10 protein-coding genes are annotated in these 14,297 nt (G+C 69.4%); 3 read left to right on the top strand and 7 right to left on the bottom strand.

The genetic code is table 11. The features are described 5' to 3' along the window. Positions 1-32: 32 nt before the first annotated feature. Positions 33-413 (top strand): hypothetical protein, encoded by a 381-nt coding sequence (locus QN245_RS06005; RefSeq protein WP_184645574.1) that lies wholly within the window; start codon positions 33-35, stop codon positions 411-413. 233 nt (positions 414-646) lie between these two features. On the opposite strand, the gene QN245_RS06010 is transcribed toward QN245_RS06005, so the two are convergent. Next, positions 647-1,264, bottom strand: coding sequence for a LysE/ArgO family amino acid transporter (locus tag QN245_RS06010; RefSeq protein WP_160969809.1), 618 nt, complete (start codon positions 1,262-1,264; stop codon positions 647-649). Between the two features lie 105 nt (positions 1,265-1,369). Here QN245_RS06010 and QN245_RS06015 point away from each other — a divergent pair, with 105 nt between their 5' ends. After that, the gene (locus QN245_RS06015; RefSeq protein ID WP_317844810.1) at positions 1,370-2,278 is read left to right on the top strand and encodes a LysR family transcriptional regulator ArgP; all 909 of its coding nucleotides are present in this window, start codon (positions 1,370-1,372) and stop codon (positions 2,276-2,278) included. A gap of 298 nt (positions 2,279-2,576) precedes the next feature. Here the strand turns inward: QN245_RS06015 and QN245_RS06020 are convergent, their stop codons facing one another. From QN245_RS06020 to QN245_RS06035, 4 genes are all read right to left on the bottom strand, one after another. Further along, entirely contained in the window at positions 2,577-3,203 is a 627-nt protein-coding gene (locus tag QN245_RS06020) for a TetR/AcrR family transcriptional regulator (protein ID WP_317844811.1), read from the bottom strand. Positions 3,204-3,628: 425 nt separating this feature from the next. Then, a complete protein-coding gene (locus QN245_RS06025) occupies positions 3,629-4,123 on the bottom strand; it encodes a hypothetical protein (RefSeq protein WP_184446946.1) in 495 nt (164 codons plus the stop codon). Between the two features lie 154 nt (positions 4,124-4,277). Beyond that, the gene (gene recQ / locus QN245_RS06030) at positions 4,278-6,086 is read right to left on the bottom strand and encodes a DNA helicase RecQ (RefSeq protein WP_160969805.1); all 1,809 of its coding nucleotides are present in this window, start codon (positions 6,084-6,086) and stop codon (positions 4,278-4,280) included. A gap of 410 nt (positions 6,087-6,496) precedes the next feature. Beyond that, positions 6,497-7,063, bottom strand: a complete 567-nt coding sequence (locus QN245_RS06035; protein ID WP_160969804.1) for a Dps family protein — start codon at positions 7,061-7,063, stop codon at positions 6,497-6,499. A 92-nt stretch (positions 7,064-7,155) separates the two neighbouring features. Here QN245_RS06035 and hrpA point away from each other — a divergent pair, with 92 nt between their 5' ends. Further along, positions 7,156-11,346: an ATP-dependent RNA helicase HrpA gene (gene hrpA, locus QN245_RS06040; protein WP_317844812.1), complete on the top strand. Its 4,191-nt coding sequence runs from the start codon at positions 7,156-7,158 to the stop codon at positions 11,344-11,346. A 431-nt stretch (positions 11,347-11,777) separates the two neighbouring features. On the opposite strand, the gene QN245_RS06045 is transcribed toward hrpA, so the two are convergent. Further along, positions 11,778-13,553 (bottom strand): chloride channel protein, encoded by a 1,776-nt coding sequence (locus QN245_RS06045; protein ID WP_317844813.1) that lies wholly within the window; start codon positions 13,551-13,553, stop codon positions 11,778-11,780. 11 nt (positions 13,554-13,564) lie between these two features. Continuing rightward, positions 13,565-14,077 carry a hypothetical protein gene (locus QN245_RS06050; RefSeq protein WP_184645586.1) on the bottom strand — a complete coding sequence of 171 codons (513 nt, stop codon included), beginning with the start codon at positions 14,075-14,077 and terminating at the stop codon, positions 13,565-13,567. Positions 14,078-14,297: the final 220 nt, after the last annotated feature.

Genomic DNA, 14,297 nt, shown 5'->3' on the forward strand with positions numbered 1-14,297 from the left:
CCGCATCTGAACGCTGCGATGAAGCTGCTACCATGGGTTTTGTCTACAGGGGGCTTGCTATGCGATCGAAGGCCGTTGTTTTCACCGCCGTCCTGGCGGTTTTTTCCGTGTCCGTCCACGCCGCCCAATCTGACCGCTATATGGTCGTGCGCAAACAACTCACGATTGCCAGCATGCCGGACGACGACATGCGCCCACAGATCGTCGGGACCGTCGTTGAAGTCGGCGCGGGAAGCACCACCCTGAAAGGTGGTGCTCGCGTCCCTGCGACGGGTGCCAAGCTCGGCGACCTAGCGCGCTTCGTCTGTGCTTCGATCGACACGGGCAACCCGCCGGTCTCGACCAACTGCGAACTGGTCAGCTCCCAGGCACCAGACAAGAAGGCGCGCGACTACAACAACTTCTGGGACTGACCCGGCGGCGCGGCACGCGCCACCCCTCAGCACCTTCCGAACCCCGGCCACGCGCCGGGGTTTTTGTTGCGCGCTTCTCATCTGCGCGCAGGCGGACAGCGGAGAGCATGCAACCACGCCATCATCGGTCGGTATGAGCGTTTTGAATCGGGGAGCAATCCAGGGTAGGGCAGGCACGGCCTCGGACGTCGGCGTGGAAGCCATCGTATCGACCGCCGACGCCTCCCGGTCGCTCACCCCAAAGGCTGCAGCAGCAACGAGACGCACAGCCCCAGCATGAACAGTGCGACCGCCGCATCCAGCAGCCGCCATGCAGCGGGTTTGCGGAACACCGGCTGCAGTAGCCGCGCGCCATAGCCCAGGCTGCAGAACCAGGTCACGCTGGCCAGGCAGGCGCCAAGGGCGAAGGCCCAGCGCAAGTGTCCTGGGTAGCGGGTGGAGAGGCTGCCCAGCAGCACCATGGTGTCCAGGTAGACATGTGGATTGAGGAAGGTGAAGGCCAGGCAGGTCAGCAGGACGCGCTGCCAACTCCGCTGATCCTGGCCTTGCGCCAGCAGGCCGCCACTGCCGCGCCAGGCACGTCGCGCCGCCAGCAACGCGTACGCGCCGAGGAAGGCCGCGCCGCCGAAGCGCAATGCCTGCAGCACGCCCGGCCAGGCATCCACCACGGCCCCGATGCCGGATACGCCGAGGACGATCAGCGCAATGTCGCTGGCGGCGCAGACGGCTACGACCAGGCCGACATGCCGACGCTGCAGCCCCTGGCGCAGCACGAAGGCATTCTGCGCGCCGATCGCGACGATCAGGCCGGCGCCGGCGACGAGGCCGGCCAACAGTGCGTGCAGCCACATGCGCGATGTCCTGGTGGGTGGGGCGAGCATGCTGCACGCCACGCCATGATTAGCCAAACTCATTTTTCTGTAGGCTGTGAAGAATCCCTAATCTGTATCGCTGCCATGGACCTGCTCCACCCCCAGTTGTCCGCCTTCGCCGCCGTGCTGGAAGAAGGGAGTTTCGAGGCCGCCGCGCGCCGCCTGGCGCTGACCCCGTCGGCGGTGTCGCAGCGGATCAAGGCGCTGGAGGACCGGCTCGGCCAGGTGCTGATCGTGCGCCTGGCCCCATGCCGGCCTACGCCCGCCGGCGAGCGCCTGTTGCGTAGCGTGCGACCGATGCAGGTCTTGGAGACCGAGGCAGTGGCCGACCTGCTGCCCGCGCCCGCCGGCAGCGCCGCCGCGCGCAGCATCGCGATCGCGGTCAACGACGACTCGTTGCAGACCTGGTTCCTGGATGCGCTGGCGGTCCTGCACGACGCGCACGGGTTCCTGTTCGACATCCGCGTGGATGACCAGGACCACACGCTGGAGCTGCTGCGCAGTGGCGCGGTGCTCGGTGCCGTTACTTCCGTCGGTCAGGCCTTGCAGGGCTGCAATGTGCTGCCGCTGGGCGCGATGCGCTACCGCGCGATCGCCTCGCCGGCCTTTTTCGACCGCTATTTCGCCGACGGCCTGGATGCGGCGGCGCTGGCCCGCGCCCCGATGATCGTCTACAACCGCAAGGACGCGCTGCAGGCGCGCTTCGTGCGCCGCATCACCCGCTCGCGGCTGAGCCCGCCGATGCACTACCTGCCAACCTCCGTCGGTTTCGTCGAAGCGGCCGCGCGTGGGCTGGGCTGGTGCCTGGCGCCGGAACAGATGCTTGCGGCCGCCTTGCGCCAACGGCAGATCGTCGTCGTCGACCCGCAGCGCTGGCTCGACGTGCCGCTGTACTGGCAGCACGTCGCGGTCCGTTCCAGGACCCTGCAACAGATCGGCCAGGCCATACGCAGTGCGGCGCAGCGCATGCATGGGCACGTGCAGCCGGTCTGAACGGTTCTGCGCAATGCCGTGCGGCGGTGATGCGGGTTGAGCGCTTACGCGGTTGCGTTCTGGGATCGCGGAGATCGGGGATCGGATGCCGCTGTGGATCAACCGACATGCTTCCTTGACCGCTCATCGCGTCTCGGCAGCTCACCCACTTCGCCCACCACGCATGTATCGGCGGCGATCGACCATGCGCGATACACGCAATCAACCCGAACGTCGCGCTGGCTGGCACGCGGGTGGTTCATCGATGTCCCGCGCCGTAGACGCCCGAGGCTCGAGCGTCGAGCGGACCCAAACCGCGCTACCCGCGCGCGGTACTGAAGATCCCGGCCAGGCTTTCGCTGAGGATCAACTGCAGGTGCATGCGGTTGAGCTCCACGCCAGTGGTCATCATCATGTGCAGGCCGCCGCACATCGCCGCGACCGCGTAGACGCGGGCCTGGAACTCCGCTTCGCTGCCGCTCCAGCCATGGTCGCGCAGCATGCGCCGCAGCAGGTCGCCCAGGTTCTGCACCAGGGACACGTTGAGCCGGCGCGCGTACTGCGCCAGTTCGGGATCGCGCGCGGCGGCCAGGTCCATTTCCAGGTCCAGGCGGCGGCGCCGCTGGTTGGCGTCGGTCACCAGCCAGTCTTCGAGGGCACCGGCGATGAAGGCGGTCGCGTCCTGGTGCGGCGGCGGTTGCAGCAGCCACATCGTGCGGATCGCGCGCTCGTAGCCGCGTTCCATCAACGCCTGGACCAGGCTGCGCTTGTCGTTGAATTGTCGGCGCACCGCGCTGCACGAAACGTCGGCACTACCGGCGATCAGTTCGAAGGTGGTGGCGCCGAGGCCGTTCTCGACGATGCAGCGCTCGGCTGCATCGAGGACGTCATCGTGCAGGCGCTGCTCGCGTTCGCGGGCGCTGTGCAGCCGGACTACGTTGGACATGGCGTGAGCTCGGGGGGAAGCGGTGCCAATGAAGGGGGACATCTGCCCGGAGCCTGCCGCCGAGTACATGTGACCATCGCGCGCGGAACGCCGGTGCAGCGCGATTGTAGACGCGATGCGGCGTGGTCGCGCGTGCGGTGGCAAGTCGGTCGATCCCGTAGCCATGAGCGTGACCACCGGCACGCTTGTGCGACTTCTCGCGTCGCGCCTGCAATGAGAGCGGCAGGCATTGCGGCACGATCGGGCGCGTCGACTTGCGAAACAGCGTAGGCAGGGACGTGGCTGGATGCAGCGCTGCCGGCAACACATAAGGAGCTGCAGGGTGTGAAGACTGCGGACGGGAACAGGAAAGACTCGCTGCCGAAGCTTCCTGGCAGCGTTCGCACCCGCTTGGTGACGCGGTATCGCGCTGCGGTTGGCCGCGCTTACCAGCCGAACGGCGGCGGGCCGTAGGCGCCGGGGTAGTATCCGCGTCCGAATACCGGGCCATCGCCGCGGCCGACGCTGATGCTGATGCCCATCTGCCGCGGCTTGCCGTCGTCGGTATAGGAGGTCTTGCACAGGTTCAGATTGGCGGCCTGGTAGTTGCTGTTGCCGCCATGCGTGGAATAACCGATGCCGGTGGCGACGCTGCCGTGCACGTCGCCGTTGCAGCGGTCGGCCTGCGCCTGCAGGGCCTGGGCGCGCGCCTGCGCTGCCGCGGCCTTCTGTGCCGAGGCCGAGGTGCCGCTGGTATCGCCGTAGTAGGCGCCCGGCGGATCGGCCTTGGTGCCGGGATCGGCATAGGTGATCGGCTGCTGCGGCACGCTGAGGTCGAGCTTGCGCTTGGCCGCCTCGCTGTCGCTGGTGGCATCGGCGGTCTGGGCCAGGGCCGGGCCGGCAAGCAGGGTGCAGGCGAGGAGAAGGAGGCTGCGGTTCATCGGGCATCTGCCAGAAGAGAGGGGCCGGGCGGGGCCGGTTGCACGCTCCGCCATGACGCTGACGCTATCAATACCACGTTGAACCCGGCCTGTCGGCGCCGCGGGCGCTCTGCGCAGGGTCGACGGCCGGCGATGCAGGCGCCGGTGCCGCGCCTCAGCCCTGCGCGTGCACCACGTCGAGCAACTGCTGGCCATAGCGGGCCAGCTTGCTGCCGCCGATGCCGCCGACCCGCGCCAGTTCGTCCAGGCTGGTCGGGCGCTGCTCGGCGATGTTGCGCAGGGTGCTGTCGTGGAAGATCACGAAGGCCGGCACGTTCTGCTCCTTGGCCAGGCCGGCGCGCAGGTCGCGCAAGGCGTTGAACAGCGGCAGGTCCTGCGCCTGCACCGGCACGCCGGTACGTGGACTGCCGCTGCGGTCGCCGCGCTCGCGGCCGCGGCTGGGCAGTTCGCGGCGCATCATGATCTTGCGTTCGCCCTTGAGCACCTGGCGGCTGGCGTCGGTGAGGCGCAGGCCGCCGTAGGCGTCGCTGTCCACTTCCAGCAGGCCGGTGGCGACCAGTTGCCGGAACACGCCGCGCCAGGCGCGCGCGTCCAGGTCCTTGCCGATGCCATAGGTGCTGAGCTGGTCGTGGCCGAACTGCTTGATCTTCTCGCCCTCGTTGCCGCGCAGGATGTCGATCAGGTGGCCGACGCCGAACCGCTGGCCACTGCGGTAGACGCAACTCAGCGCCTTCTGCACCGCCACGGTGGCGTCCCAGGCATCGGCCGGCTGCAGGCAGTTGTCGCAGTTGCCGCAGGGCTGCGGATAGGTCTCGCCGAAGCTGGCCAACAGCACCTGGCGGCGGCACTGCATCGATTCGCAATAGCCCAGCAACTGGTCGAGCTTGCGTCGTTCCACGCGCTTGCGCTCTTCGCCGGCCTCGCCCTGCTCGATCATCTGCTTGAGCAGCACCACGTCGCCCAGCCCGTAGCACAGCCAGGCTTCGGCGGCCTCGCCGTCGCGGCCGGCGCGGCCGGTCTCTTGGTAGTAACCCTCCAGCGACTTGGGCAGGTCGGTGTGGGCGACAAAACGCACGTCGGGCTTGTCGATGCCCATGCCGAAGGCGATGGTGGCGCACATCACGATGCCGTCCTCGCGCAGGAAGCGGCGCTGGTTGTCGGCGCGCACCTCGGCCGGCAGGCCGGCGTGGTAGGGCAGGGCGTTCAGGCCTTCGCGGGCCAGGAATTCGGCGGTCTCCTCGACCTTGCGCCGCGACATGCAATAGACGATGCCGGCGCTGCCGCGGTGCGCGCGCAGGAAGTCCAGCAGCTGGCGCCGCGCATTGTCCTTCTGCACCACGGTGTAGCGGATGTTGGGGCGGTCGAAGGAGCTGACGAAGTGGCGGGCCTGCGCCAGGTCCAGGCGCTCGGCGATCTCGCGCTGGGTCGGCGGGTCGGCGGTGGCGGTGAGGGCGATGCGCGGGGTCTGCGGCCAGCGCTCGTGAAGCACGGTGAGCTGCCGGTACTCGGGCCGGAAGTCGTGGCCCCATTGCGATACGCAGTGCGCCTCGTCGATCGCGAACAGGGCGATGCGGCTGCGCTCGATCAGCGACAGGAAGCGCGGGGTCAGCAGCCGTTCCGGGGCGACGTACAGCAGGTCCAGCTCGCCGGCCAGCAGGGCACGCTCGACCCGCTGCGCGGTCTCGCCGTCCAGGGTGGAGTTGAGGTACTCGGCGCGCACGCCGAGCTGGCGCAGCGCCTCGACCTGGTCCTGCATCAGCGCGATCAGCGGCGAGATGACGATACCGGTGCCGTCGCGCAGCAGCGACGGGATCTGGTAGCACAGCGACTTGCCGCCGCCGGTGGGCATCAGCACCAGCGCGTCGTGGCCGGCAGCGACGTGTTCGACGATGTCCTGTTGCGGGCCGCGGAACTGGTCGTAGCCGAAGACGCGGCTGAGCAAGGCATGGGCGGGGGAAGACATCCGTCTAGGATACCTTGCCGCGCAAGGGCGGTTGGCTTCCGGATTTGCGCAAGCGGGTATCAGGCGAAGGTGCGGCTTTTTGTAGGATTCAACTGCCCTGCGGCCGTGACGAACCAAGTCTGCCTGGCCCGACCTTGCAAGGCGTCGGGACTGAAGTCCCTCCCACAGTGCACCCAGCTAGCGCCCTGCAGGTTCCGGTTGGAGCGGCGCTTGGCTCCTTTGAGGATCGGCCGCGACGGGGCCTGGTCACGCGCGCCGGTCGCGGCTGAAGCCGCTCCTACAAGGGAGCCAGGTGTGACGAGGCAGCGATCGGCATGCATTGCCGCCCAATCCGGGCGACGGAGCGAGCGCAGCGTCGCCTGGGCCCAGCTCGGCGTGCCCTGCCTGCCGAGCAGGCAGGGCGATACCCCTTACTGCAGCAGCGAGCGCAGCATCCAGGCGTACTTCTCGTGGGTCTGCAGGCGCTGGGTCAGCATGTCCACCGACGGGTCGTCGCCGGCGTCGTCGGCGGTCTTGAGCACCTTGCGCGCGGTGCGGCACACCGCCTCGTTGCCGACCACCAGCTGGCGCACCATCTCGCGCCAGTCGGCGCTGTCGCTGAGGCCTTCCTCTTCCGGGATCGAGGTCAGCGCGGCGTACTCCTTGTACGACCCCGGGGCGTTGAAGCCCAGGGCGCGGATGCGCTCGGCGACGTCGTCCAGCGCCGCCCACTGTTCGGTGTACTGGGTCTCGAACATCAGGTGCAGCGAGTTGAACATCGACCCGGTCACGTTCCAGTGGAAGTTGTGGGTCTTCAGGTACAGGGTGAAGGCGTCGGCCATGTAGTGCGACAGGCCGTCGGCGATCTTCTTGCGATCGCCGCCGCCGATCCCGATATCGATATTGGGCGCGGACGGCGCCAGCCCGGCCAGCGGCTGGCCGGCGAGGGCCTTGCTGGCGGAGTTCTTGGTCTTGCCGGGGGTCTTGCTCTTGGCCATTGGAGTTCCTCCTGGGGGTTACGGACGAGATGGCGTCACAATAGACAGACTAAAGCATGTGCTGTGATTCAACGTTCAATGGCATCCGATTGATGAACGCTATCGAAAAACCTTCCGTGCCGGCACGCCTGCGCGAACGCCGCGCCGCGATCGACGGCGCGCTGACCCGCGACCGCGGCCGCTTGCTGGGCCTATGGTCGCGCTGGCAGGCCGCGCCCGGCAATGCCGCGCTGGAGACGGCGTTCGAGCAGGCGCTGCAGACGTCGCAGGCGCGCTGTGCCGCGCGCGCGGCGCAACATCCGGCGATCACCCTCGACCCGCAGTTGCCGATCGCGCGCGAGGCCGAGCGCATCGTCGCGCTGATCCGCGAGCACCAGGTGGTGGTGATCGCCGGCGAGACCGGCTCGGGCAAGACCACGCAGTTGCCGAAGCTGTGCCTGGCCGCCGGTCGCGGCGCCGCCGGCATGATCGGCTGCACCCAGCCGCGGCGCATCGCCGCGCGTGCGGTGGCCAGCCGCGTGGCCGAGGAGCTGCGCACGCCGGTGGGCGAGACGGTGGGCTTCCAGGTGCGCTTCAACGACCGGGTTGGCGAGCAGACCCGGATCAAGTTCATGACCGACGGCATCCTGCTGGCCGAGATCGCCAGCGACCGCTGGCTGTCCAGCTACGACACGATCATCGTCGACGAGGCGCACGAGCGCAGCCTCAACATCGATTTCCTGCTCGGCTATCTGAAGCAGTTGCTGCACAAACGCCCGGACCTGAAGGTCATCGTGACCTCGGCGACGATCGACACTGCACGCTTCGCCGCGCATTTCGACGATGCGCCGGTGATCAGCGTGGAAGGCCGCACCTATCCGGTGGAGGTGCGTTACCGGCCGCTTGAGGAGCCGGGATTGGGGAGTGGGGATTTGGGATTGGAAGAAGCGCGCGAGCCCCAACGTTCGCCGCGAACCGCCTCAGCGAATCCCGAATCCCGAATCCCCACTCCCGGCCTCTCAGTCAACGACGCGATCGTGGCGGCGGTGGACGAGATCACCCGGCTGGATCCGCGCGGCGACGTGCTGGTGTTCCTGCCCGGCGAGCGCGAGATCCGCGATGCGCACCATGCGCTGGAACGGCGCAAGTACCGCGAGACCGAGGTACTGCCGCTGTACGCGCGTCTCTCCAACGCCGACCAGGACCGGGTGTTCAACCCCGGCCCGCGGCGGCGCCTGGTGCTGGCCACCAACGTTGCCGAAACCTCGCTGACGGTGCCGCGAATCCGCTACGTGATCGACCCAGGCTATGCGCGGGTCAAGCGCTACAGCCCGCGGCAGAAGCTCGACCGGCTGCACATCGAACCGATCTCGCAGGCCAGCGCCAACCAGCGCAAGGGCCGCTGCGGCCGCATCGCCGAGGGCATCTGCTACCGGTTGTATGCCGAGGCGGATTTCCAGGCGCGGCCGGCGTTCACCGATCCGGAAATCCGCCGCTCCAGCCTGGCCGGGGTGATCCTGCGCATGCTGCAGCTGGGGCTGGGCCGGATCGAGGATTTCCCGTTCCTGGAGCCGCCGGACGAGCGCGCGGTGGCCGATGGCTGGCAGCAGCTGGTGGAACTGGGTGCGGTCGGCGAGCCGGACCGGCATGGCCTGCGCAAGCTCACCGAGATCGGCCGCAAGATGGCGCGGCTGCCGGTGGACGTGAAGCTGGCGCGGATGCTGGTGGCGGCGCAGCAGCACGGCTGCCTGCGGCCGATGCTGGTGATCGCCGCGTTCCTGGGCATCCAGGACCCGCGCGAGCGCCCGCCCGAGGCGCGCGAGGCCGCCGACAACGCGCACGCCAAGTTCGCCGATGCGCGCTCGGAATTCGTCGGCATCCTGCGCCTGTGGGACGGCTACCGGCAGGCGCACGAGGACCTGACCCAATCCAAGCTGCGCGACTGGTGCGGGCGGCATTTCCTCGGCTTCCTGCGCATGCGCGAGTGGCGCGAACTGCACCGCCAGTTGCATCTGTTGTGCGCGGAGCTGGGCTGGGCCGAGGAACCGGCGGCGGCCTCGCTGCAACCGTTGCTGGCCGGCGCCGCCGCGCCGGCGCCGGCGCGCGATGCCGAGACCGCGGCGCGCGCCACCCGCGGGCAACTGCACCGTGCCGCGCGTCTGGCCCGCGAAGGGCGCAGCGCGCCCAACACGCCCGTGTCGGCGGCGGCCCCGACCCCAGCGCCGGCGCCCGCCGATGCGGGCGAGGCGCCGCGTGCCAGCGAACGCGAGCGCGCCGCGGCCTACCAGGCGTTGCACCGCGCCTTGCTGGCCGGCCTGCCGACCCAGGTCGGCCACCGCACCGAAAAGGGCGATTTCCTGGCGCCGCGGCAGCGTCGCTTCCTGCTGTTCCCCGGTTCGGCGCTTGCCCGCAAGCCGCCGCCGTGGGTGCTGCCGGCGACATTGCTGGATACGCAGAAGGTGTGGGGCCTGACCAACGCCGCGATCGAGCCGGATTGGGTGATCGCCGAGCTGCCGCACCTGCTGGCGCGCAAGCATTTCGATCCGCACTGGTCGCGCGCGCAGGGGCAGGTGCTGGCCTCCGAGCAGATCAGCCTGTTCGGGCTGGTGCTGGCGCCGAAGAAGCCGGTGCATTACGGCCGCATCGATCCGCCCGGTGCGCACGAGCTGTTCGTGCGGCAGGGCCTGGTGCCGGGCGAGATCAACACCCGCGCCAGCTTCGTCGCCGACAACCAGAAGGTGCTGGCGCAGGCGCACGAGGAAGAAGCCAAGCTGCGCCGTGCCGGCATCGTCGCCGACGAGGACTGGCAGGCGCGCTGGTACCTGGACCGGATTCCCGGCGAGATCCACTCCGCCTCCGGCCTGGACGCCTGGTGGAAGGCGCTGGCGCCGGAGCAGCGGCGCACGCTGCACTGGTCGCTGGCCGACCTGCTGCCGGGCGAGGGCAGCGAGGCCGAGCGTTATCCCAAGTACTTCCCACTGGGCGATGCGCGGCTGCCGCTGCGCTACCGGTTTGAACCGGGCGCGGCCGACGACGGCGTGACCCTGGAGGTGCCGGTGCATCTGCTCAACGCGCTGGACCCGACGCGGCTGTCGTGGTTGGCGCCGGGCTTCGTCACCGACAAGGCGGCGGCGCTGATCCGCAGCCTGACCAAGGCGCTGCGGCGCAACTACGTGCCGGCGCCGGACTTCGCCCGTGCGTTCTCCGAGGCGTTCCCGCAGCCCAGCGCCGACGATCTCCGCGGCGAGCTGGCGCGTTTCCTGCAGCGTGCCACCGGCGCGCCGCTGAGCGCGCTGGAGTTCGACGAGAGCACGCTGGAGCCGCATCTGCGCATGAACCTGCGCCTGCGCGACGATGCCGGCAAGGTGCTGGCCGAATCGCGCGACCTGGACGCGCTGCGTGCGCGCTTCGGCGAACGCGCCGGACAAGCCTTCGCCGCGCGGGCCGGCCGCGCCATGGCCGCGACCGGGCTGCGCGAGTTCCCGGCGACGCCGATCCCGCTGCAGGTCCCCGGCGAAGCCGGGGTGCCGGCCTATCCGGCCCTGGTGGACGAGGGCGACAGCGCCGCGCTACGCATCTTCGCCGATCGCGCGCAAGCCGAGGCCGCGCATCCGCGTGGCGTCCGCCGGCTGCTGGAGATCGCCCTGGCTGACAAGGTCAAGCAGGCGCGCAAGCAGTTGCCGGTGTCGCCCAAGACCGGGCTGCTGTATGCGGCGATCGAGTCGCAGGAACGCCTGCGCGGGGATCTGGTGGAGGCGGCATTGAACGCACTGCTGGAGCAGGGGCTGGAAGCGATCCGCGACGCGGACAGTTTCGCCCAGCGTCGCGACGCCGCCGCCAAGCAGCTGTTCGGCGAGGCGATGGAGCGGCTGAAGCTGGCCGAGGCGATCATGGGCGCGGCTGCGGAACTGAAACCGCAGCTGGAATCGCCGCTGATGGGCTGGGCCAGCGGCAACCTCGACGATCTGCGCGCGCAACTGGCGGCGCTGCTGCATGCGGGCTTCCTGCGCGAGACCCCGGCCACCGCGCTGGCGCAGTTCCCGCGCTATCTGCGGGCAATGATCCTGCGCGCCGAACGCGCCAAGCGCGATCCGGCTCGCGACCAGGCGCGCATGCTGGAGCTGAAGCCCTTCGTCGACGCACTGGCCGACGCGGCCGCGGCCGGCCGCAGCGGCGATCCACAGTGGCAGGCGCTGCGTTGGGACCTGGAAGAACTGCGCGTGTCGCTGTTCGCGCAGGAGCTGGGTGCCCGCGCGGGCATTTCGGCCAAGAAGCTGGCGCAGCGGGTGGCTGGACTGCGATGATGACCAGCCGTTCGGCTGTGGAAAGCCGGGAGTGGGGATTGGGGATTGGTGGCGGGGTTTCCGCGCTGTTTTCGGGCTGTCCGTGATGACCGCGCTGCCGGCGTTGGCAGCTTTCTTGTGGGAAGGACCGCAGCCCCGACGCTAAGGCGGTAATGCGTCGGGACTGAAGTCCCTCCCACAAAGAATATAGGCCGCATGGTTGTGGTGAAGGCCAACTGCCCTGCAACGATTCGTCGTTCTCGCTTCTGCGAATGCAGCAGATCGCCGTGGAGTCGTGCCGATACCGTCGTAGGAGCGGCTTCAGCCGCGACGCATGGCACCAACATGGTCGCGGCTGAAGCCGCTCTTACGGGATGCGGTGGCTGCGCTTCGACACTGCAGCTTGCAGGAATGCTGCGAATCCCCACTCCCGCATCCCCAATCCCCGCCCCTCAGTCATCCACCCGCTCGCCCATCAGCTCGCGCTGGCGCTTGTCCAGTTCCTCGGCGTAGCGCTTGCGCACGAAGCTTTCGCTGAGCACGCCCAGGACCTTGCCCTGGTCGTCGACCACAGCCAGTTCGTCGCTCTGGGTCAGGTCGAACTGGCGCATGGCGGTGACCACGTCGGTGTCGGCGGGCAGGGCCACGTCGCGGTTGCCGGCGTAGTCGACGATGGCTGCGTCGGCGTTGACGCCGTCGGCATAGGCGGCAGCCAGGGTGACCAGGCCGGCGTAGTGGCCGCTCTCGTCCTCCAGCACCACGCGGGTGCCCGAGCCGAGCGGGAAGCGGCGGCGGAACTCGGCCACGCTGGTGGTGGCGGCCAGCGGATGCACGTCCTTCTGCATCATCCGCCCGGCACTGAGGTGCTTGACCCAGCCCACGTCGCGCGCGCTCCTGATGGTCTCGCCGCGCAGGTGCAGGCGCCAGGTGGAGAACGAGTAGCCGAAGATCTGGCGGACGATGGTGTTGGCCACCAGCACCGCCACCATCACCGCGCTGGCCAGCACGAAATCGTGGGTGCCCTCCAGCACCAGCATCGCCATCGTCATCGGCGCGCCGATCACCGCGGCGGCCATCGCCGCCATGCCGGCCAGCGAAGCGGCAGTGCCGTCGACCAGGGCCATGCCGCTGCCGAGATTCAGCACGCCGGCGAACAGCCCGCCGACCAGCGAACCCATAAACAGCGAGGCGAAGAACAGGCCGCCGCGGAAGCCGAAGCCCAGCGAGATGGCCGAGCCCAGGCACTTGAGCAGCAACAGGATGCCCAGCCAGCGCAATGAGGTCGGGCTGGTCAGGTCCAGGTGCAGTGCGCCGTGGCCGGAGGACAGCACCTGCGGGGTGATCAGCGCCAGCGGGATCAGCAGCAGGCCGCCGGCGACCGGGCGCGCCCAGCGCGGCAGCGGGCTGCGGTTGATGGCCTGTTCGATCGCGCCGATCAGGCGCATCACCGCGACCGCCAGCAGGGCGCAGAGCACGCCCAGCAGCGCGTACAGCACGTAGTCGCGCGCCTCCAGCGCCGAGGCCGCCGAGGCCGGCAGCAGGTACGGCTGCACCCCGGCCAGTTGCGACACGAACACCGCGCCCAGCGAGGCCACCGCCACCGGCGCCAGTGCCGACGGCGAGTACGCGCCGATCACGATCTCGAAGGCATAGAACGCCCCGGCCAGCGGCGCACCGAAGGCGGCGGCAATGGCCGCGCCGGCACCGGCGCCGACCAGGGTGCGGATGTCGGCACGGCGCAGTCGCAGTACCCGGCCCAGATGCGAGCCGCTGCCGGCGCCCATCTGCGTATACGCCGCTTCCAGGCCGACCGAGGCGCCGACGCCGTTGGAGAACAGGGTCTGCACGGAGACGATCAGATTGTCGCGCATCGACATGCGTCCGCCGTACAGCGCGTTGGCTTCGACGGCGTCGACCAGTTGGCGCTTGCGCGCGCGCGCGGCCATGCCGAGCAGGCCCACCAGCAGCCCGCCCAGCGGCAGCACCAGCAACTGCTGCACGCTCAGGTCCGACATGGCGCTGAGCCGCTCGTCGGCCTCCAGGCCATACAGCCAGGCCTGCGCACCATGCGCCAGGCTGCTCTGCAGCAGGGTCAGCAGGCCGGCGATCACCCCGACCAGCAGGGCCAGGGCGATGAACCACACATCGCTGGCGCGCAGGCGCCGGCGCAGCGCATCGGCGAGGCTGTGCGAGGCGTCGGCCAGGCCCGGCCGCGGACGCAGGTTCACGACACGCGTTCCTATTTGACGCGACGAACTTTGGCGCGGGTGTTGTAGTTGTCGATCTGCATGTACCACACGCCCATGATCCCGGGGGTGATCTTCACCTTGGGCGCGCTGCGGTGCACGCCGGGCAGGCTCGCCGCTTCGGTCTGCTCCCACTCCTGGCCATTGGCCAGTACGTACTTGCGGCCCTTGGCGAAGCCGGAGAACTCGCCAACCAGGGTGCTCTCGATCGGCTCGGCGCTGCCGAAGTCGAAGAAGCCGCGGTTCTTGGTGATCACCTCGCGGCGGCCTTCCTCCTTGGCCTTTTCCAGCGCCACCGCGGTTTCCTTGGCGACCTTGCCCTGCAGCCAGTCGTTCAGCGCGGCCAGTTCCTGCGGGGAAAGCTTGTCCAGCCCGGCAGCCTTGAATTCCTGCGGCGACATCTGCGTCTGCAGATCGCCGGAGACGGTGCGCTGGGCGAGTGCCGGGGTTGCGGACACGGCGAGCGCCGCGCACAGGGCCAGGGGGGCGAGACGCGCAAGGGACATGGCGGGGATCCGGGCAGTGGGATGCGCCGTAGTGTAGTCGCAAGCGCGCGGTGTCTGACGCCCGCGGCGGCCAATCGGCCCAGCCCCGGGTCCGTTCGCGTCGCCAGCTGCCGGTCGATGGGTGCCACGGCGCTTGTCCACGCAATCGGCCCTTTCGCCCCGCATATGTCCCGCTCGCCCCACAGGGCACGCCCGCCTGGAACGCCGTGGGTACACTTGC

Origin of the sequence: Xanthomonas rydalmerensis (genome assembly GCF_033170385.1) — a bacterium.
Classification (GTDB): domain Bacteria; phylum Pseudomonadota; class Gammaproteobacteria; order Xanthomonadales; family Xanthomonadaceae; genus Xanthomonas_A; species Xanthomonas_A rydalmerensis.

Coding starts and splice junctions, on each gene's coding strand:
- QN245_RS06015 (WP_317844810.1), top strand. CDS start 1,370: ATGGACCTGCTCCACCCCCAGTTGTCCGCCTTCGCCGCCGTGCTGGAA.
- QN245_RS06035 (WP_160969804.1), bottom strand. CDS start 7,063: ATGGCCAAGAGCAAGACCCCCGGCAAGACCAAGAACTCCGCCAGCAAG.
- QN245_RS06020 (WP_317844811.1), bottom strand. CDS start 3,203: ATGTCCAACGTAGTCCGGCTGCACAGCGCCCGCGAACGCGAGCAGCGC.
- QN245_RS06010 (WP_160969809.1), bottom strand. CDS start 1,264: ATGTGGCTGCACGCACTGTTGGCCGGCCTCGTCGCCGGCGCCGGCCTG.
- recQ (WP_160969805.1), bottom strand. CDS start 6,086: ATGTCTTCCCCCGCCCATGCCTTGCTCAGCCGCGTCTTCGGCTACGAC.
- QN245_RS06005 (WP_184645574.1), top strand. CDS start 33: ATGGGTTTTGTCTACAGGGGGCTTGCTATGCGATCGAAGGCCGTTGTT.
- hrpA (WP_317844812.1), top strand. CDS start 7,156: ATGAACGCTATCGAAAAACCTTCCGTGCCGGCACGCCTGCGCGAACGC.
- QN245_RS06050 (WP_184645586.1), bottom strand. CDS start 14,077: ATGTCCCTTGCGCGTCTCGCCCCCCTGGCCCTGTGCGCGGCGCTCGCC.
- QN245_RS06025 (WP_184446946.1), bottom strand. CDS start 4,123: ATGAACCGCAGCCTCCTTCTCCTCGCCTGCACCCTGCTTGCCGGCCCG.